This window comes from Malaciobacter halophilus, from assembly GCF_002837275.1.
GTDB classification, from domain to species: Bacteria; Campylobacterota; Campylobacteria; order Campylobacterales; family Arcobacteraceae; genus Malaciobacter; species Malaciobacter halophilus.
Map to the genome: position 1 here is coordinate 1 of NZ_NXIF01000020.1, position 15,930 is coordinate 15,930.

16 protein-coding genes and 1 pseudogene are annotated in these 15,930 nt (G+C 28.5%); 16 read left to right on the forward strand and 1 reads right to left on the reverse strand.

Annotation, left to right across the window (positions count from 1 at the left end; genetic code table 11):
- The 4 genes and pseudogenes from CP960_RS04965 to CP960_RS04980 form a co-directional block, all read left to right on the forward strand.
- A pseudogene (locus tag CP960_RS04965) lies at nucleotides 1-139 on the forward strand (thioredoxin-disulfide reductase); the annotation flags it as partial.
- A gap of 10 nt (nucleotides 140-149) precedes the next feature.
- Nucleotides 150-923: a 4-hydroxy-tetrahydrodipicolinate reductase gene (gene dapB, locus CP960_RS04970; protein WP_101184311.1), complete on the forward strand. Its 774-nt coding sequence runs from the start codon at nucleotides 150-152 to the stop codon at nucleotides 921-923.
- An 89-nt stretch (nucleotides 924-1,012) separates the two neighbouring features.
- Entirely contained in the window at nucleotides 1,013-2,362 is a 1,350-nt protein-coding gene (purF, locus tag CP960_RS04975; protein ID WP_101184312.1) for an amidophosphoribosyltransferase, read from the forward strand.
- Nucleotides 2,362-3,324, forward strand: coding sequence for a TIGR01212 family radical SAM protein (locus CP960_RS04980; RefSeq protein WP_101184313.1), 963 nt, complete (start codon nucleotides 2,362-2,364; stop codon nucleotides 3,322-3,324). The genes purF and CP960_RS04980 overlap by 1 nt, the downstream gene beginning before the upstream one ends.
- Nucleotides 3,325-3,345: 21 nt before the next feature.
- Here the strand turns inward: CP960_RS04980 and CP960_RS04985 are convergent, their stop codons facing one another.
- A complete protein-coding gene (locus tag CP960_RS04985) occupies nucleotides 3,346-4,242 on the reverse strand; it encodes a LysR family transcriptional regulator (RefSeq protein ID WP_101184314.1) in 897 nt (298 codons plus the stop codon).
- A 117-nt stretch (nucleotides 4,243-4,359) separates the two neighbouring features.
- Between CP960_RS04985 and CP960_RS04990 the strand changes: the two genes are divergently transcribed.
- The 12 genes from CP960_RS04990 to CP960_RS05045 all read left to right on the forward strand — a co-directional run bounded on the left by CP960_RS04990 (nucleotide 4,360) and on the right by CP960_RS05045 (nucleotide 15,871).
- The gene (locus CP960_RS04990; protein WP_101184388.1) at nucleotides 4,360-6,414 is read left to right on the forward strand and encodes an ATP-dependent helicase; all 2,055 of its coding nucleotides are present in this window, start codon (nucleotides 4,360-4,362) and stop codon (nucleotides 6,412-6,414) included.
- A 48-nt stretch (nucleotides 6,415-6,462) separates the two neighbouring features.
- On the forward strand, nucleotides 6,463-7,311 hold the full coding sequence (gene truB / locus CP960_RS04995; protein WP_101184315.1) for a tRNA pseudouridine(55) synthase TruB: 849 nt from the start codon (nucleotides 6,463-6,465) through the stop codon (nucleotides 7,309-7,311).
- Nucleotides 7,312-8,082, forward strand: coding sequence for a 4-(cytidine 5'-diphospho)-2-C-methyl-D-erythritol kinase (locus CP960_RS05000; RefSeq protein ID WP_101184316.1), 771 nt, complete (start codon nucleotides 7,312-7,314; stop codon nucleotides 8,080-8,082).
- Complete coding sequence (smpB, locus tag CP960_RS05005; protein WP_101184317.1) at nucleotides 8,082-8,552, forward strand: SsrA-binding protein SmpB; 471 nt, start codon at nucleotides 8,082-8,084, stop codon at nucleotides 8,550-8,552. The genes CP960_RS05000 and smpB overlap by 1 nt, the downstream gene beginning before the upstream one ends.
- Before the next feature lie 148 nt (nucleotides 8,553-8,700).
- Complete coding sequence (ccoN, locus tag CP960_RS05010; RefSeq protein ID WP_101184318.1) at nucleotides 8,701-10,170, forward strand: cytochrome-c oxidase, cbb3-type subunit I; 1,470 nt, start codon at nucleotides 8,701-8,703, stop codon at nucleotides 10,168-10,170.
- A gap of 15 nt (nucleotides 10,171-10,185) precedes the next feature.
- Entirely contained in the window at nucleotides 10,186-10,869 is a 684-nt protein-coding gene (ccoO, locus tag CP960_RS05015; protein WP_101184319.1) for a cytochrome-c oxidase, cbb3-type subunit II, read from the forward strand.
- Between the two features lie 9 nt (nucleotides 10,870-10,878).
- On the forward strand, nucleotides 10,879-11,109 hold the full coding sequence (locus tag CP960_RS05020) for a CcoQ/FixQ family Cbb3-type cytochrome c oxidase assembly chaperone (RefSeq protein WP_101184320.1): 231 nt from the start codon (nucleotides 10,879-10,881) through the stop codon (nucleotides 11,107-11,109).
- The gene (locus CP960_RS05025) at nucleotides 11,106-11,996 is read left to right on the forward strand and encodes a c-type cytochrome (RefSeq protein ID WP_101184321.1); all 891 of its coding nucleotides are present in this window, start codon (nucleotides 11,106-11,108) and stop codon (nucleotides 11,994-11,996) included. Before CP960_RS05020 ends, CP960_RS05025 begins: the two co-directional genes overlap by 4 nt.
- Nucleotide 11,997: 1 nt before the next feature.
- Entirely contained in the window at nucleotides 11,998-12,237 is a 240-nt protein-coding gene (locus CP960_RS05030) for a DUF4006 family protein (protein ID WP_101184322.1), read from the forward strand.
- Between the two features lie 103 nt (nucleotides 12,238-12,340).
- Nucleotides 12,341-12,973, forward strand: a complete 633-nt coding sequence (locus tag CP960_RS05035) for a hypothetical protein (protein WP_101184323.1) — start codon at nucleotides 12,341-12,343, stop codon at nucleotides 12,971-12,973.
- An 8-nt stretch (nucleotides 12,974-12,981) separates the two neighbouring features.
- Nucleotides 12,982-13,539 carry a FixH family protein gene (locus CP960_RS05040; protein WP_101184324.1) on the forward strand — a complete coding sequence of 186 codons (558 nt, stop codon included), beginning with the start codon at nucleotides 12,982-12,984 and terminating at the stop codon, nucleotides 13,537-13,539.
- Nucleotides 13,529-15,871 (forward strand): PD-(D/E)XK nuclease family protein, encoded by a 2,343-nt coding sequence (locus CP960_RS05045; RefSeq protein ID WP_101184325.1) that lies wholly within the window; start codon nucleotides 13,529-13,531, stop codon nucleotides 15,869-15,871. Before CP960_RS05040 ends, CP960_RS05045 begins: the two co-directional genes overlap by 11 nt.
- Nucleotides 15,872-15,930 lie beyond the last annotated feature (59 nt).

A 15,930-nucleotide genomic window follows, 5' to 3' on the forward strand; every position in this document is an offset into this window, starting at 1 on the left:
TGTTGATTTAAAAATGAGAACTTCTTTACCTGGTCTTTATGCTGCTGGTGATGTTAGAATTGATGCTGCTAAACAGGTGGTTTGTGCTGCTGGTGATGGTGCTACTGCTGCTGTTGATATTATTGAGTTTTTAGGATAAGAGGGGAAAAATGTTAAAAGTAGGTATTGTTGGAAGTACGGGAAGAGTTGGAACACTATTAATTGATGATTTGAAAAATGATAGTGAAGCAAAACTTGCAGGTGTTCATGTATTTGATAAATTAGAAAAAGATGTTCCAAGTGATGTAGTTGTAACAAATGATATGAAAACTTTAATGGAAAGTGTTGATGTAATAATTGATTTTTCTGCACCAGTGGCAACTGAAGAGTTATTAACTCAAGTAGTAGAAAATGGTGTTAGAAAACCTTTAGTTATTGCAACAACAGGTTTTTCTAAACATCAACAAAACCTATTGGTTGAAGCTAGTAAATTAGTTCCAATTTTATACTCTACAAATATGAGTTTAGGTGTTGCTGTTTTAAATAAATTGGTTTCTTTAGCTTCAAAAACATTAAGTGATTTTGATATAGAGATTGTTGAACAACACCATAGGTATAAAGTGGATTCTCCATCTGGGACAGCATTAACTTTAGCAGAGCATGCTGCACGTGCAAGAGATTTAGATTTAGATAGTGTTAGAGTTTCAGGAAGAGATGGAGATATTGGAGCTAGAACAAAAGATGAAATTGGAGTTATGAGTTTAAGAGGTGGAGATATAGTTGGACGACATACTGTAGGACTTTATAATGATGGTGAATTTATCGAATTACATCATACTGCAACTGCAAGAAATACTTTTTCAAAAGGGGCAATAAAAGTTGCAAAATGGCTTGTAAATAAAGAGCCAAGTTTATACTCAATCAATGACGCTTTAGGTCTATAAAATCAAAAAATTAAAATTCAAAACAAGAAGAGAAAAGAAATTTTATAGCGCATCAAGTTCACTTTTCTCTTCTATATAAGGTTAAATAAATGTGTGCAATAGTTGGAATTTACGGTAATGATAATGCTGCAAGACTTGCTTCAATAGCTCTTTTTGCAATGCAACATAGAGGTCAAGAAGCAACAGGAATATCTTCTTCAAATAATGGAAAAATTCATACAATTAAAAATAGAGGTTTAGTATCTGAAGTATTTGATGATGATGCTTTAAGAGTATTAAAAGGGAATATGGCAATAGGACACAACAGGTACTCAACTGCTGGAGGTGATTCTATTTTAGATGCTCAACCTGTATTTGCAAAATACAAATTAGGTGAGATGTCAATTGTTCATAATGGTAACTTAATCAATAAAGATGAAGTAAGAGAAGAGTTGACAAATAATGGTGCAATTTTTCAAACTGGAATGGATACAGAGAATTTAATTCACTTAATTGCAAAAAGTAGTAAAGACAGATTAAGAGATAGAATAAAAGAGGCATTAAATAAAACTATTGGTGCATACTGTTTTATTGTTCAATCAAGGTCAAAACAGTTTGTAATTAGAGATAGATATGGAATTAGACCTTTATCTTTAGGTAAGATAAAATCTGGTGGATATATTATTGCAAGTGAAACTTGTGCTTTTGATTTAGTAGATGCTGAATTTATTAGGGATGTTAGACCAGGAGAGATGTTAGTTTTTGCAGAAGGTCATGATGAACCAGAATCAATTCAACTTTTTGAACCTGAGTTTAGACCTTGTGCTTTTGAGTATGTTTATTTTGCAAGGCCAGATTCAGAAATAGATGGTAAAAATGTGTATAAAACTAGAGAAAATATGGGAAGAACACTTGCTAAAAATGATTTAAATAGAGATTTTAAAGTTGATATGGTTGTTCCTGTACCAGACTCTGGTGTTCCAGCTGCATTAGGTTATGCAGAAGAGAGCAAAATTCCATTTAAATATGGAATTATTAGAAATCATTATGTTGGTAGAACATTTATTGAACCAACTCAAGAGATGAGAAATTTAAAGGTTAGAATGAAGCTTTCTCCTATGAATTCATTAATTAAAGGTAAATCACTATTAGTAATTGATGATTCAATAGTAAGAGGAACTACATCTAAAAGAATTGTAAAAATGCTAAAAGATGCAGGAGCAAAAGAGGTTCACTTTAGAGTTGCAAGTCCAGAGATTAAATTTCCTTGTTATTATGGAATTGATACACCAAACCAAGAAGAGTTAATCTCTCATAAGATGACAAAAGATGAAATTTGTGAATATATTCAAGCAGATTCATTAGAATATCTTTCAATTGAGGACTTAAAAAACTCTATAGGAGCTGATAGAAACTATGCACTTGAAAGTTTTGATGGAGACTATTTCGTAACAAAATAATGAGTAATTTAAAAGAAGTATTAACAATAGGAAGATATTTTAGACAAAAGTTTGGAGAAACAATTTATAAAGTGCCAATTTCAATATCTGGATTTACATGTCCAAATATTGATGGAACAGTAGCAAGAGGGGGTTGTTCTTTTTGTGAGAATGACTCTTTTTCTCCAAATTTACAAGAGAATAAACCAAAGTTCAAATTAAATCCAAAAGTTGAAAAAAACCCATATTTAAATAATCAATTAAAACAACTTGATATGCAGTTTAATGCTACAAAGCAAAGATTGGAAAATAAGTTTAATGCCAAGAAATTTATTGTTTATTTCCAATCTTTTACAAATACTTATGCACCATTAGATACTTTAAAAGCTTTATACTCTAAAGCTTTAAGTTATGAGAATGTTGTTGGGCTTTCAATAGGTACTAGAACAGATTGTATGACCGATGAGATTTTAGACTATTTAGTAGAGTTATCAAAGAAAAAAGAGATTTGGATTGAGTATGGAATTCAATCTTTTTATGATGAAACTTTAGAAGAGATAAATAGAGGTGACTCAAGTGAAAATATGAGATATTGGATAAAAAAAACAAAATCAAGAGGTTTAAATGTTTGTGGTCATCTAATCTATGGCCTTCCTGGAGAAACACAAGAGATGATGCTTGATACTTTAGAGCAAACTGTTAAATTAGATGTTGATTCTATTAAATTCCATCCTCTTTATGTAGTTAAAAATACTTTATTAACTGCAAAGTTTAGAAATGGAAAATTTACGCCAATAAGTGAAGATTTGTATATTGATACTGTTGTAAAATCAATAAAAAAATTACCAGAAAATATCTCAATTCAAAGAGTAACTGCAGGAATTGATGATAATACACTATTATCTCCTTCATGGTGTAAAAACAAACATCAACAAATGTTTAAAATAAGAGAAGCTTTGTTAAAAGAAGGTTTTGTATATTAAGCTAGGAAAAGTTTCCTAAGCTTATTTTATCTTAAGTAGATAGTCAACTACATTTTCAATAAAAGCATCATGTTTTCTATCTTTTCTATGGGCAATATATAGTTTTCTAACCATTTTTTGATTACCAATTCTTGATTCATATAAAGCACCTGCTTTAAGAAGTGATTCAATAGCATTTCTTGACACAACTGAAACTGTTGGTACATCATCTTTATTTGAGTGTAAAACTGTTTGTACAATAGTTGTTGCACTTGTTACTTCACTTGTTACATTAAATGTATCACAATCTGGATAATTTGCTTTATCTAAAGACTCTTTAAAAATTAATCTTGTATGAGAGTCTGGATTTCTACATACCCATCTATACGATAACAAATCTTTTGCTTTTGCTTTTGCAGGTAATGGTTGATTTGAGAATATTACTATCTCATCTTCCATCCACTCTCTATAAATTATATTGTCATCTGGAATATAGTTTTCAACTAAAGCCATATCAATCTTTTTATCAAGTAAATCTTCAATTGCTTTATGAGATACAGAAACATTGATTGAAACATCATTATTGATATTCTCTTTTAGATTATTTAAAAATCTTGGTAATATATAGTTTCCAATTATAAATGAAGCACCAAATACAAAAGTTACATCTTTATTCATAATCTTTAGTAACTCTTTTTCTGCATTGTTTACACACCTTTCTATTTTTTGACCAATTGAGTAAAGCATTTGACCCTCTTTTGTAAGTCTAATACCATTTTTCTTTCTATCTACGATTTGTACATCAAGATAGTCTTCAATATACTTCATTTGCTGTGTAACTGCAGGTTGAGAAATACCAAGTTTTGCTGAAGCTTTTGAGAAAGATTTTTCCCTTACAACAGTTAAAAATGTTTCTATTTTTGCAAAATCTGTTAGCATTATTTTCTACCTTTATTATTCTTTATGATAATAATAACATTTGTTTATAAATAAATAAATTAAGTAAAAAGTTAATTTAAATAATTTATGGTATAATCTTTGATTATTGGAGAAGAAATGTCGGACAACTTTTTATTATCATTAAATGATTCACAAAAAAATGCAGCCCAGCATATAGATGGTGCATTACTTATTTTAGCAGGTGCTGGTTCTGGTAAAACAAAAACTATTACCACAAGATTAGCATATCTTATTTCAATAGGAATAGACCCAGCTTCAATATTAACACTGACTTTTACAAATAAAGCAGCAACAGAGATGAGAGAAAGGGCTTATTCGCTTATTGATCCATCAATGGTACAAACACCACCTTTGCTTTGTACTTTTCATAAATTTGGATTGCTTTTATTAAAGTTTTATATGAATGAGTTAGGCAGGAAAAACAACTTTATAATTATTGATACTGATGACAAAAAAAGAATATTAAAATCAATTGATAAAGAGTTGCCTCTTCCACTAGTTACAAGTGAGATTTCAAAATATAAAAACTCAATTTTAACTCCTAGTGAAGCAAAAGCAGCTGCGCAATTAAAACTCTATCAAGAAGTAGCAGATGTATATGAAAAGTATGAGAACTATTTAGAAAAAAATAATCTTGTTGATTTTGACGATTTACTTTTATTACCTTATAAAATTTTATGTAATAATGAAAAACTTGCAAAAGAGCTGAGTCAAAAATATAATTATATTATGGTAGATGAGTACCAAGATACAAATGAGTTGCAATATAAACTATTAAGAAAACTTTGTTGTACACACAACAATCTTTGTGTAGTTGGTGATGATGACCAGTCTATTTATGGTTGGCGTGGTGCAACAATAAAAAATATATTAAATTTTACAGAACATTTTGAAAATACAACAGTAGTAAAGCTAGAAGAAAATTATAGGTCAACAAACACAATATTAGACCATGCAAACCAATTAATTGAGCATAATCGTGATAGGCTTGGTAAAAAATTAGTAGGAACAAGAGCAAAGGGAAATAGTGTAAAAGTTTATGAATCACACGATGAAAATGAAGAGACTAGAAAATTAGTTGATGACATTAAAAAACTTGTTTTAAGCGGTGAAAAAGCAAGTGATATTGCAATACTATTTAGAGTTAATGCTTTATCAAGGTCATTGGAAGAAGGTTTTAATAAAGCTGGAATTGCATATAAATTAGTTGGTGGAATGAAGTTCTATGAAAGAGCAGAAATTAAAGACTTAATTGCTTATTTTAGAATACTTACAAACAACAATGATAACTTCTCTTTAAAAAGAATTATAAATAAACCTAAAAGAGGAATTGGAAAGACAACAATTGAAAAACTTGATGCAAAATCAGCTCAGAGTAAAAAGCCAATTTTTCAACTTTTAGAGGAGCTAGAACCAGAAGAGTTAGCAAAAGTAGTAGGAAAAAAGAACTCAAGAACACTAAAAGTGTTTATGGCCTCAGTTATGGATTTGAAAGATACATTAGAAGAGTCAAAGATGAGATTTTTAGACTCATTTGAAGATACTTTTGATTATAGAAGCTCTTATGATAATGCTCCTGATGGTTTTGATAGACAAGCAAATATTGATGAATTTTATGGATATATTAGGGACTATTTTATTCAAAATCCACATTTAGGATTAGAAGATTTTTTAAATGAGATTGCTTTAGAGTCTGAAAATAGTGAGTTTAGTGAAGAGATGGTTTCTATGATGAGTATTCATGCTTCAAAAGGTTTGGAGTATAAACATCTGTTTATTATTGGGCTTGAAGAAGGATTTTTCCCTATTACAGGAGATGGAAGTGATATAGAAGAAGAGAGAAGACTTGGTTATGTAGCTATTACAAGAGCTATGGATAACTTGACTTTATCTTTTGTTCATTCAAGGTTTTATAAAGGGAAAAGAACAAGTCTTACAAAAAGTAGATTTTTAAGTGAAAGTGGACTAATAAAAGGGTGTTTAACTATTGAGAAAAACTCTGCGTATAAAAAAGGAGATTTAGTAAAACATAAAATCTTTGGCATGGGAAGAGTTCAAAAAGCTGTAAAAGCTGGAAAAGATTATAAACTAACTATTAATTTTAGTGGACAAAGACGAGATATATTATCCTCTTTTGTAGAAAAAATTTAGACTATTAATTAGTTTAAATAAAATGAAAAATTAATAAGTGGAAAATAAATGCAGAAAAGATTTTATGAAAAAGAACCATTAAATAAATTATTGGTTGTAAATAAACCTATGTATGTTAGCTCAAATTCATACTTAAATAGAATCAAAAGAGCATATAGAAATAAAAAAGCAGGTTTTAGTGGTACACTTGACCCTTTTGCTTGTGGATGTTTGATTGTTGCTTTTGGTCAATATACAAAACTTTTTAAGTACTTTAAAAAAACACCTAAAACTTATAAAGCTGTATTATGGCTTGGTGCTACTTCTTATTCTGAAGATATAGAAAATATTATTGATATTAAAGATGAAAAAGTTTTGAAGTATGAGCAAATAGAAAAAGTAATACAAAGTTTAAAAAAAGAAATAGAGTATCTTCCTCCTAAATATTGTGCAAAAAAGATAAATGGTAAAAGAGCTTATGAACTTGCAAGAGCAGGTGAAGAAGTAAGTTTAAAAAAACAAACAATGAAAATAAGTAATATTAAACTTATCTCTTATATGCATCCTTTTATTACATTTGAAGCAAGTGTTAGTGAAGGTTCATATATTAGAAGTTTAGGACAAATAATTGCTAAAGAACTTGGTGTTAAAGGCACTTTATCTTATCTTCAAAGATTAAATGAAGGAAAATTCTTTTTTGATAATCAAAAAGAGTTAGACCCAATTGAATATTTGGATTTGGAAGTTAATACATACACTGGAACAAAAAAGTGTTTAGATGATGGTAAAAAAATATCAATAGAGTATTTAGAAAAAAAAGATGATGGGAAATATCTCATTTTATTTGAAGAGTTTTTTAGTATAATCGAAATTTCAAATATGGAAGTATCATATATATTAAATAAGGTAAGAAGATAAATGCAAGTAAGTATTAAATCTTATGCAAAGGTAAATATTTTTCTAAAAATTGCAGGAAAAAGGGAAGATTATCATGAGATAGTATCACGATTCGTAAGAGTCAAATCTTTATATGATACTATTAGTTTTATTCCTAAAAATGAAACAAATGAGTTTAACCTTATAGGGGATTTTGGGTGTAAATTAGAAGATAACTCTATATATAAAGCATTTTTACAATTAAGAAAATATTGCCCAAAAATTGATGCTTTTTTTAGAGTTTATAGTATTAAAGTTGAAAAAAATATTCCAGAGTTCGCAGGACTTGGTGGAGGTAGTTCAAATGCAGCAGCTTTTCTAATTTTGGCAAATAAACATTTTAATTTATATTATAAAAAAGATAAGCTTGCAAGAATTGCAGCAAAAATTGGAGCAGACGTACCTTTTTTTGTATATGAGTATGATAGTGCAAATGTTACAGGTATTGGCGAAGTTGTTCATGAGTTTAAAGAAGAGCCTTTAGATATTGAAGTAGTTACACCAAAAGATATAAAATGTCACACAGGTAAAATTTTTACTTGTTTTAGAGATGATTTTTATAATGAAATATCAAAAGAAAAAAGTAAAGAATTATTATCTATGAGTAGCAAAGATATTCTAAATAAGCTTACAATTGAAGAAGCAAATGATTTATATCTTCCTGCAATAACACAATATCCACAACTAAAAGAGTATGCAAAAACAAATTGGTTTTTTAGTGGTAGTGGAAGTTCATTTTTTAAGGTTAAATAATGGCAAAACAGAAGAGTAAAAATCAAGAGTTTAAAAATAAAAAAGCTTTTCATGACTATTTTATTTTAGAACAGTTTGAAGCAGGAATTGTGCTTGAAGGTAGTGAAGTTAAAGCTTTAAGAGAAGGAAGAGCAAATTTAAAAGATAGCTTTGTAAGAGTAATAAAAGGCGAAGTTTTTATTTTGAATATGCATATTTCACATCTAAGTACAGCCCATAGCACATATAGACCAGATGAAAGAAGAAGCAGAAAACTTTTATTACATAAAAAAGAGATTGACAAAATGTACACAAAAGTAACAAAAGATGGTGTAACATTAGTGCCACTAAAAATGTATTTTAATTCTAAAAATATAGTAAAAGTTTTAATTGCTACAGCTAAAGGTAAGAAACTTCATGATAAAAGAGAAGATTTAAAAAGAAAAACTATGCAAAGAGAGTCTCAACAGGCTTTAAAAAACTTTAAATAGTTACAAAAATATTTCTTTTTGTATAAATTAAAGAAACCTTAAAAAAATATATCAATTATTAAGCTTAACTTTATTCAGTTTTAGCTAAGATTTTTTTTAAGTGACAAACCTGTGACTTGATATATAAAAAATTAGTAGGAGGAGATTGATGCAAAACGGTGCAAGAATTGAGTATGATTACTCAGTTGCAAAAGCCTTTACATTTGCAACAATTTTGTTTGGTATCATTGGTATGGTAATTGGTGTTGTTTTAGCATTTCAATTAGCGTTTCCTGAGTTAAATCATTTAGCTGGGGAATATGGTACATTCAGTAGATTAAGACCATTACATACTAATGGTGTTGCATTTGGTTTCACACTAAGTGGTATTTTTGCTACGTGGTACTACATAGGACAAAGAGTTCTAAAGGTATCTTTAAAAGAGTCGCCATTTTTAATGGCAATTGCAAAGCTACACTTTGTGTTATATTTCATTACTATTCTTTTAGCAGTTGTAACTTTATTTATGGGTTATACAACATCTAAAGAGTATGCTGAGTTAGAATGGCCACTTGATATTTTAGTGGTTGTTTGGTGGGTATTATGGGGAATCTCTATTTTCGGATTGATTGGAATTAGAAGAGAAAGAACATTATATATCTCAATTTGGTATTTTATTGCTTCATTTATTGCAATTGCAATGTTATACTTATTTAATAATATGGAAGTACCTACTTACTTAGCTTCTGGTGGATATGGTTCATGGTTACACTCTGTTTCTATGTATTCTGGTTCTAATGATGCTATTGTACAATGGTGGTATGGACACAACGCTGTTGCATTTGTATTTACAGTTCCTATTATTGCTATGATTTATTATTTCTTACCAAAAGAGTCTGGACAAAATGTTTACTCTTATAAGTTATCTATTTTAGCATTCTGGGGTCTATTATTTGTATACTTATGGGCTGGTGGACACCACTTGATTTATTCAACTGTTCCAGATTGGATGCAAACAATGGGTTCTATTATGTCAGTTGTATTAATTTTACCATCATGGGGTTCTGCTATTAATATGCTTTTAACTATGAAGGGACAATGGCAACAATTACAAACAAATACATTAATTAAGTTCATGATTTTAGCTTCAACATTCTATATGTTATCTACTATTGAAGGACCAATTCAGTCAATTAAATCTGTTAATGCAATTGCACACTTTACAGATTGGATTCCTGGACACGTTCATGATGGTGTATTAGGATGGGTTGTATTTATGGTAATGGCAGCATTATTTCATATGGCACCAAGAATGTATGGAAGAGAAATCTACTCTAAATCATTAATGGATACTCAATTCTGGTTACAAACTACTGGTATTGTATTATACTTTACTTCTATGTGGATTGCAGGTATTACTCAAGGTATGATGTGGAGAGCTTATGATGAGTACGGTTCATTAGTTTACTCATTTATTGATACAGTAACTGTATTACAACCATACTATACAATTAGAGCTGTTGGTGGGTTATTATACCTAATTGGTTTCTTTATGTTCTCATATAACATGTATAAAACTGCAACTGCAGGTAGAATACTTGATAAAGAACCAGTAAATGCTTCACCAGTTGCAGCTTAGGAAAAGGGGTAAATTATGTTTCATTGGTTAGAACAAAGACCGTTTTTCTTCGCGGTATTCGTATTTATTTTTGTTGCATTTGCAGGTATTGTTGAAGCGATTCCTGATTTTGCAAAACAAAGTAGACCTACTGTTGGTACAAAACCATACACAGTGTTAGAGTTAGCAGGTAGACATGTTTATATTAAAGATTCATGTAATGCTTGTCACTCACAATTAATTAGACCATTTAAATCAGAAACTGATAGATATGGTATGTATTCATTATCTGGTGAGTATGCTTATGATAGACCATTCTTATGGGGTTCAAAAAGAACTGGGCCAGACTTAATGAGAGTTGGAAACTATAGAACAACAGATTGGCATGAAAACCACATGTTAGATCCAGAATCAGTAGTTCCTGGTTCAATTATGCCAGCTTATACTCATCAATTTGAGAATATTGCTGATTTAGATACAGCTTATGCTGAAGCGTTAACTGTTAAAAATGTATTCAACACTCCATATGATCAAGATTTAGATGGTGATGGAAAAGTTGATGTTAAACTTGGTGATTATGAAAGTGCAATTGCTGCTGCTAAAGAAGAAGCAAAAGCTATTGCTGCTGATATGAAAAACCAAAAAGTAAAAGATGCCGTAGCAAACGGTCAAGTTCCTGAGATTGTTGCATTAATTGCATATTTAAATTCTTTAAAATAAGAGGGTAGTATGGATTACGAGACTTTAGTGAATCTTCAAGGTTATTTGAAGTTTTTTTTGATACTTGTTGTATTTATTATTTTTTACTCATATGCTTTTTCTTTATATAGAAGAGATAAAAAGGGTGAAAGAAATTTTGAAAAATACTCTGATCTTGTTCATGATGATTCTATAAAGTCTGATCCTCTTGAAGAAAGAAATAAAGAAAAAGAGAAAAACGAGAAGGAGAGTATCAAATGAAATCTATGGTAATAGGTGGAATTGTTCTTATCATCGCTCTAATAGCAGGGACTTACATTGTTGCGGGTGATGCTTTTAATAGTGATGATTATATCAATAGTTTAACGATGCTTGGTGCAATAGCAATTATTACAATTACTGTATTTGTTGCACTTAAGTATATTAATCAAATTAAAAATGATACTGCTAGTGGTGAATTAGCAGAAGAGAATTGGGATGGTATTGGTGAGTATAAAAACCCTATTCCTACTGGATGGGGACTTGCTTTTATAGGTACAATTGTTTGGATGTTTTGGTATTGGTCAGTTGGGTATCCTACAAATGGATTCTCTCAAATTGGGCAATGGAATGAAGAGACATTAGAGTACAATAAAAAGTTTGCTTCAAAATGGGAAAATCCAAGTGAAGAAACTTTAACAGCAATGGGTGAGTCAATATACTTAGTTCAATGTGCACCTTGTCACGGTGTAGATGCTGAGGGTATTGGTGGTAAAGCTCAAAACTTAACTCATAGAATGTCAAAAGAATCAGTTGAGTATGTAATCAAAAATGGTGCAAATAACTTAAAATCTGATTACCCAGGTGGTATGCCTCCTATGATGTTAACTGAAGAGGCTGATATACAAGCAGTAGCTTCTTATGTTGCAGGTGGATTTAAAGGTGAACAACCAGCAGCTTACGGTGTTTGTGCTGGATGTCATGGGGCTGACGGAAAAGGTATAGCTTATGTTGGTCCAAGTATTGTTGAATATACTGATGCTTTAGTTACATCAGTACTTAACAATGGTAAAAAAGGCGCTATTGGTATGATGCCAAGCTTTAAAGGTAGATTAAACCCTACTCAAGAAAAAGCATTAGCAACTTATATTAGAAGTTTAGGAGAGTAATATGGCTGGAAATTCTCAAATGAATGAAAATGAAAGAGGACTGTTTTCTCTTCTTCATGGAATTACAGGTATGTTAATTGCTACAGTGTTATTACTTACTATCTTAGGTGTATTAACGTATGGTGCAATTAAAGTACAACAAAATGAAGCAACTAACTTCTACAAGATTAATCAAGATTTAAATGCTATTAAGGCTAATAGTAAAGAGAATCACAAACAATATGAGTTAGTTGGGAAATAAGGGGACAGCAATGGACAAAATTATTGGAATTTTATTATTAGCTTCAGCATTTTACTCTGTGTATTTATCTTTCTTTGATTCTACTAGAGTGTTTGTTGGATAGATGAAAACTTTAAAACTTATGAAAATGGCAGTGCTTTTTGCACTGTCATTTCTATTATCATCAAATCTTTTCGCAAGTTCACAATTTATTCTTAGTAATGACGGATTAATTGATAGCAGAGTAATCAATAAAATCAATGAAATAGGTCAAGAGTCTAGACAAAAACTTGGTGTAAATATTTATGTATACACTAAAAAAAGTTTAGGTTTAAAAGAAGGAACATCTACAAAAGATAAAATTGAGTTTATTAAAAATCAAGAACAAGAGTTAGTAACTGCTTTAAAAAAACCATATGTCGTATTAACAATGGCAGTTGAAGATACTCATGTAAATTTAATTGTATCTTCACAATTAAAAGAAGTTGTAGATAAAAATGAGATATTAAATGAATATGTAATACCATTATTAGCTTCAAAAGATAAAAACACTCTTTTTGCAAAAGTTAGTGCAGCTGTATTAAATGGATATGCAGCTATTGCAGATACAATATCAGAAAAAAAGGGTGTAGAATTACAGTCAAGTATAGGAAATTCTGGAAAAGTTACTGGAACAATTTGGCGAGTATTTATGTACACGCTAATAGTACTTGGTTTATTAGCATATATTTATGCTGTATTAAAAAGTAGAAAATAGGAATTGTAATGAAAAGAAATTATTGGCCACTGTTTTTTGTAGGAATATTTGGCTTTACTTTATCAATGATTGTTTGGACAATATACTCAGCTGTAAAAGTTCCTGTACATGAAGATGATACTTTTTTTAAAAAGTATCAAGATGTTGATATGCACTATAATGATATTATGAGGTCAAATGATATATTTTTATCAAAATATAATTTTAAAATAAAAATCAATAATAAAGAGTTTGATTTAGAAACAAAAGATATATTTTTATCACAAAGAGTTATTGAAAAAAGTAATATTCATAAAGATATTTTAAAAAAAGGTCTTAATAATATAGAAATTAAAATTACTGATAAAAATAAAAACAGTTTAAAAGATTTTAAAATAAAACTTAGAGTAACTGAATCAACAAACAATAATACAATAATTGATTTGACAACAGACTCTTTTTCTTATGAAAATGGTACTTATACTTCAAATGTAACGGTTCCAAAAGAAGGGAAATGGAATGTTATTGGTACTTTTACAAAAGGTAATACAGAAGGTTATTTCTTTTTAAAGACAAATGCAAACTAAACAAGAACTGATTGTATTTCCTACTTCAAGGGCAATAAGAGAGTATATTTTAATCAATAAACAAAATAACTCCTTATTGCCTTTTTTTTTAACTGCAGATGAGTTTTTTAAAAAATCGTTCTATTTTGACAATAGAAAATTAATAGATGAAGAGCAAAAGTTTCTTTTTTTAAAAGAGGCAATTAAATTTGATGAATTTAAAAATCTTGGTATTTCGTCTAACTTTACACAATTTTTAAAGCAAAGTGATTATATTTTTCGATTTTTCACAGAGATTACTAGTGAAAAAGTATCTATTAATGATATTAAAAACGTAGATACTTATGAGTTTTATGAAGAGCATTTGGAAGTTTTAAAAAAGGTAAAATATAATTATGAACAAATATTAGAGAATAATGGCTATATTGATAGGGTAAATGAACATAAATATAGTAAGTTAAATAAAGAGTTTTTAGATAAATTCTCACATATACAGTTTAATTTTGAAGGTTATTTTACAAAAGTAGAGTTTGATAAAATTAGACAAATTTCTAAAAATACAAATCTTATAATAAATCTTTATACAAATGAGTATAATAAAAAATCTTATGAAATATTTGAAAATATTAATCTTAAACTAGAAGAAGATTTTTTTTACTCTTTAGATATTTCAAATAAAAAAATTCTAAAAAAACAAAAACTTGATAAAAAATTAGATAGTTTTACTATAAAAGGTTTTGCATCAAGAGTAACACAAATAGCATATATAAAAACTGCAATTGCAGAGTCAATAAAAAAAGCTATAGAACCTTCGAATATTGTACTTATACTTCCTGACGAAAATTTTGCAAATAGATTAAGACTTTTTGATGATGAAGGCTATTTTAACTATGCTATGGGATTGGATGTTAAAAATAGCTATACGTATAAAATATTGTATACAATTAGTAGTTATATTAGTGAAAAAAATCTTAAAAATAGTGATGCAATTAATTTTTTTGATATAAATAAAGAGTTTATGGAGTTTATTAATAATAACTATAATAAAAAAATTACAAAAGAAGGATTTGAGTATATATGCGAATGCCTTATTTTATGGGAAAATAATAAAGAACTAAAAGAAAAATTAAATGAACTTTTTTATAAATTAAATAATCTTTTTTTTACATATAAAAGTGAAATACTTTATAAAGAGTTAATAAGAGTTTTACTTCAAAGAGTAAGTAGCATAAGTTTAGATGATGTTAATTCAGGAAAAATTACTGTTATGGGACTACTTGAAAGTAGAGCAATAAATTTTGATACTGTGATTATTTGTGATTTTAATGAAACATATATTCCTAAAGCATCACTAAAAGATAAGTTTTTATCAACAAAAGTAAAAGAGTTTGCAAAACTTCCTACTTTAAAAGATAGAGAAAATTTACAAAAATATTACTATAAAAGATTGATACAAAACTGTAAGAATTTATATGTAAGTTATGTATCAAATGATAGTTCAACAATTAGTAGATTTGCAAGTGAGTTATTTGAGTTAAAAGCTGAACAAAGTTTACAAGATAACTCTTATAAACATATTTTATATAATAAAAATAGTTTAAAACATTTTGATAAACAGATTGTTAAACAAATAGATTTATCAAAATTAACATGGTCTGCAACTTCTTTAAAGACATATTTACAATGTAAAAGAAAATTCTATTTACAATATATTTTAAGATTAAAAGAACATGAAATAACTTTAAAACCAAAAGGGTATGAATTAGGCGATATAATCCATAAAATACTTTATGAATACTATGAATCATCTTTTGATAGTTTTGAACGATTAGAAGCACTATTTACTAAATATGCAAATAAAAATCCTTTTTTAACTTTGGAATTAGAGGTTTGGAAAAAAAGAATTAAAGATTTTTATATTAATGAGCAACAAAGGGTAAGTAAAATTCAGATTTTACACAAAGAGATGCCTTTTAATCTAACTTATCAAGATATTAAAATAAAAGGCGTAATAGATAGGGTTGATAAAGATAATGAAAACTTTTTAGTAATTGATTATAAAACCTCTTCAAGTTTAAAAGTAGATACTTTAAAAAATTATGTAAAAAGTAGTGATTTTCAGCTTGAATTTTACTATATTGCTTTACAAAATATATATAAAACCTCAGATATACAAAGTTACTATTATGATTTAAATAGTGCAAAACTTTTAAAAGAGGTAGCTTTAAATGAAAAACTTGATTTGTTAAGAGAGATTTTTCAAGATTTAAAAACTAAAAGTGTAGATTTTGAAAAATGTGAAGATAAAGCTACTTGTAATTTCTGTTTTTATAAAACTATTTGTAATAGATAAACATCACATAACACCTTACTAAGGGCATCTTTTGTAAAATATCTCCTTTATAAAAAGGA

What these genes read in the sequence shown, in the direction of transcription:
- purF (WP_101184312.1), top strand. Translation starts at nt 1,013, where the DNA reads ATGTGTGCAATAGTTGGAATTTACGGTAATGATAATGCTGCAAGACTT.
- CP960_RS04990 (WP_101184388.1), top strand. Translation starts at nt 4,360, where the DNA reads ATGTCGGACAACTTTTTATTATCATTAAATGATTCACAAAAAAATGCA.
- CP960_RS04980 (WP_101184313.1), top strand. Translation starts at nt 2,362, where the DNA reads ATGAGTAATTTAAAAGAAGTATTAACAATAGGAAGATATTTTAGACAA.
- CP960_RS05025 (WP_101184321.1), top strand. Translation starts at nt 11,106, where the DNA reads ATGAAATCTATGGTAATAGGTGGAATTGTTCTTATCATCGCTCTAATA.
- truB (WP_101184315.1), top strand. Translation starts at nt 6,463, where the DNA reads ATGCAGAAAAGATTTTATGAAAAAGAACCATTAAATAAATTATTGGTT.
- CP960_RS05020 (WP_101184320.1), top strand. Translation starts at nt 10,879, where the DNA reads ATGGATTACGAGACTTTAGTGAATCTTCAAGGTTATTTGAAGTTTTTT.
- smpB (WP_101184317.1), top strand. Translation starts at nt 8,082, where the DNA reads ATGGCAAAACAGAAGAGTAAAAATCAAGAGTTTAAAAATAAAAAAGCT.
- dapB (WP_101184311.1), top strand. Translation starts at nt 150, where the DNA reads ATGTTAAAAGTAGGTATTGTTGGAAGTACGGGAAGAGTTGGAACACTA.
- CP960_RS05040 (WP_101184324.1), top strand. Translation starts at nt 12,982, where the DNA reads ATGAAAAGAAATTATTGGCCACTGTTTTTTGTAGGAATATTTGGCTTT.
- ccoN (WP_101184318.1), top strand. Translation starts at nt 8,701, where the DNA reads ATGCAAAACGGTGCAAGAATTGAGTATGATTACTCAGTTGCAAAAGCC.
- CP960_RS05000 (WP_101184316.1), top strand. Translation starts at nt 7,312, where the DNA reads ATGCAAGTAAGTATTAAATCTTATGCAAAGGTAAATATTTTTCTAAAA.
- CP960_RS05035 (WP_101184323.1), top strand. Translation starts at nt 12,341, where the DNA reads ATGAAAACTTTAAAACTTATGAAAATGGCAGTGCTTTTTGCACTGTCA.
- CP960_RS04985 (WP_101184314.1), bottom strand. Translation starts at nt 4,242, where the DNA reads ATGCTAACAGATTTTGCAAAAATAGAAACATTTTTAACTGTTGTAAGG.
- ccoO (WP_101184319.1), top strand. Translation starts at nt 10,186, where the DNA reads ATGTTTCATTGGTTAGAACAAAGACCGTTTTTCTTCGCGGTATTCGTA.
- CP960_RS05030 (WP_101184322.1), top strand. Translation starts at nt 11,998, where the DNA reads ATGGCTGGAAATTCTCAAATGAATGAAAATGAAAGAGGACTGTTTTCT.
- CP960_RS05045 (WP_101184325.1), top strand. Translation starts at nt 13,529, where the DNA reads ATGCAAACTAAACAAGAACTGATTGTATTTCCTACTTCAAGGGCAATA.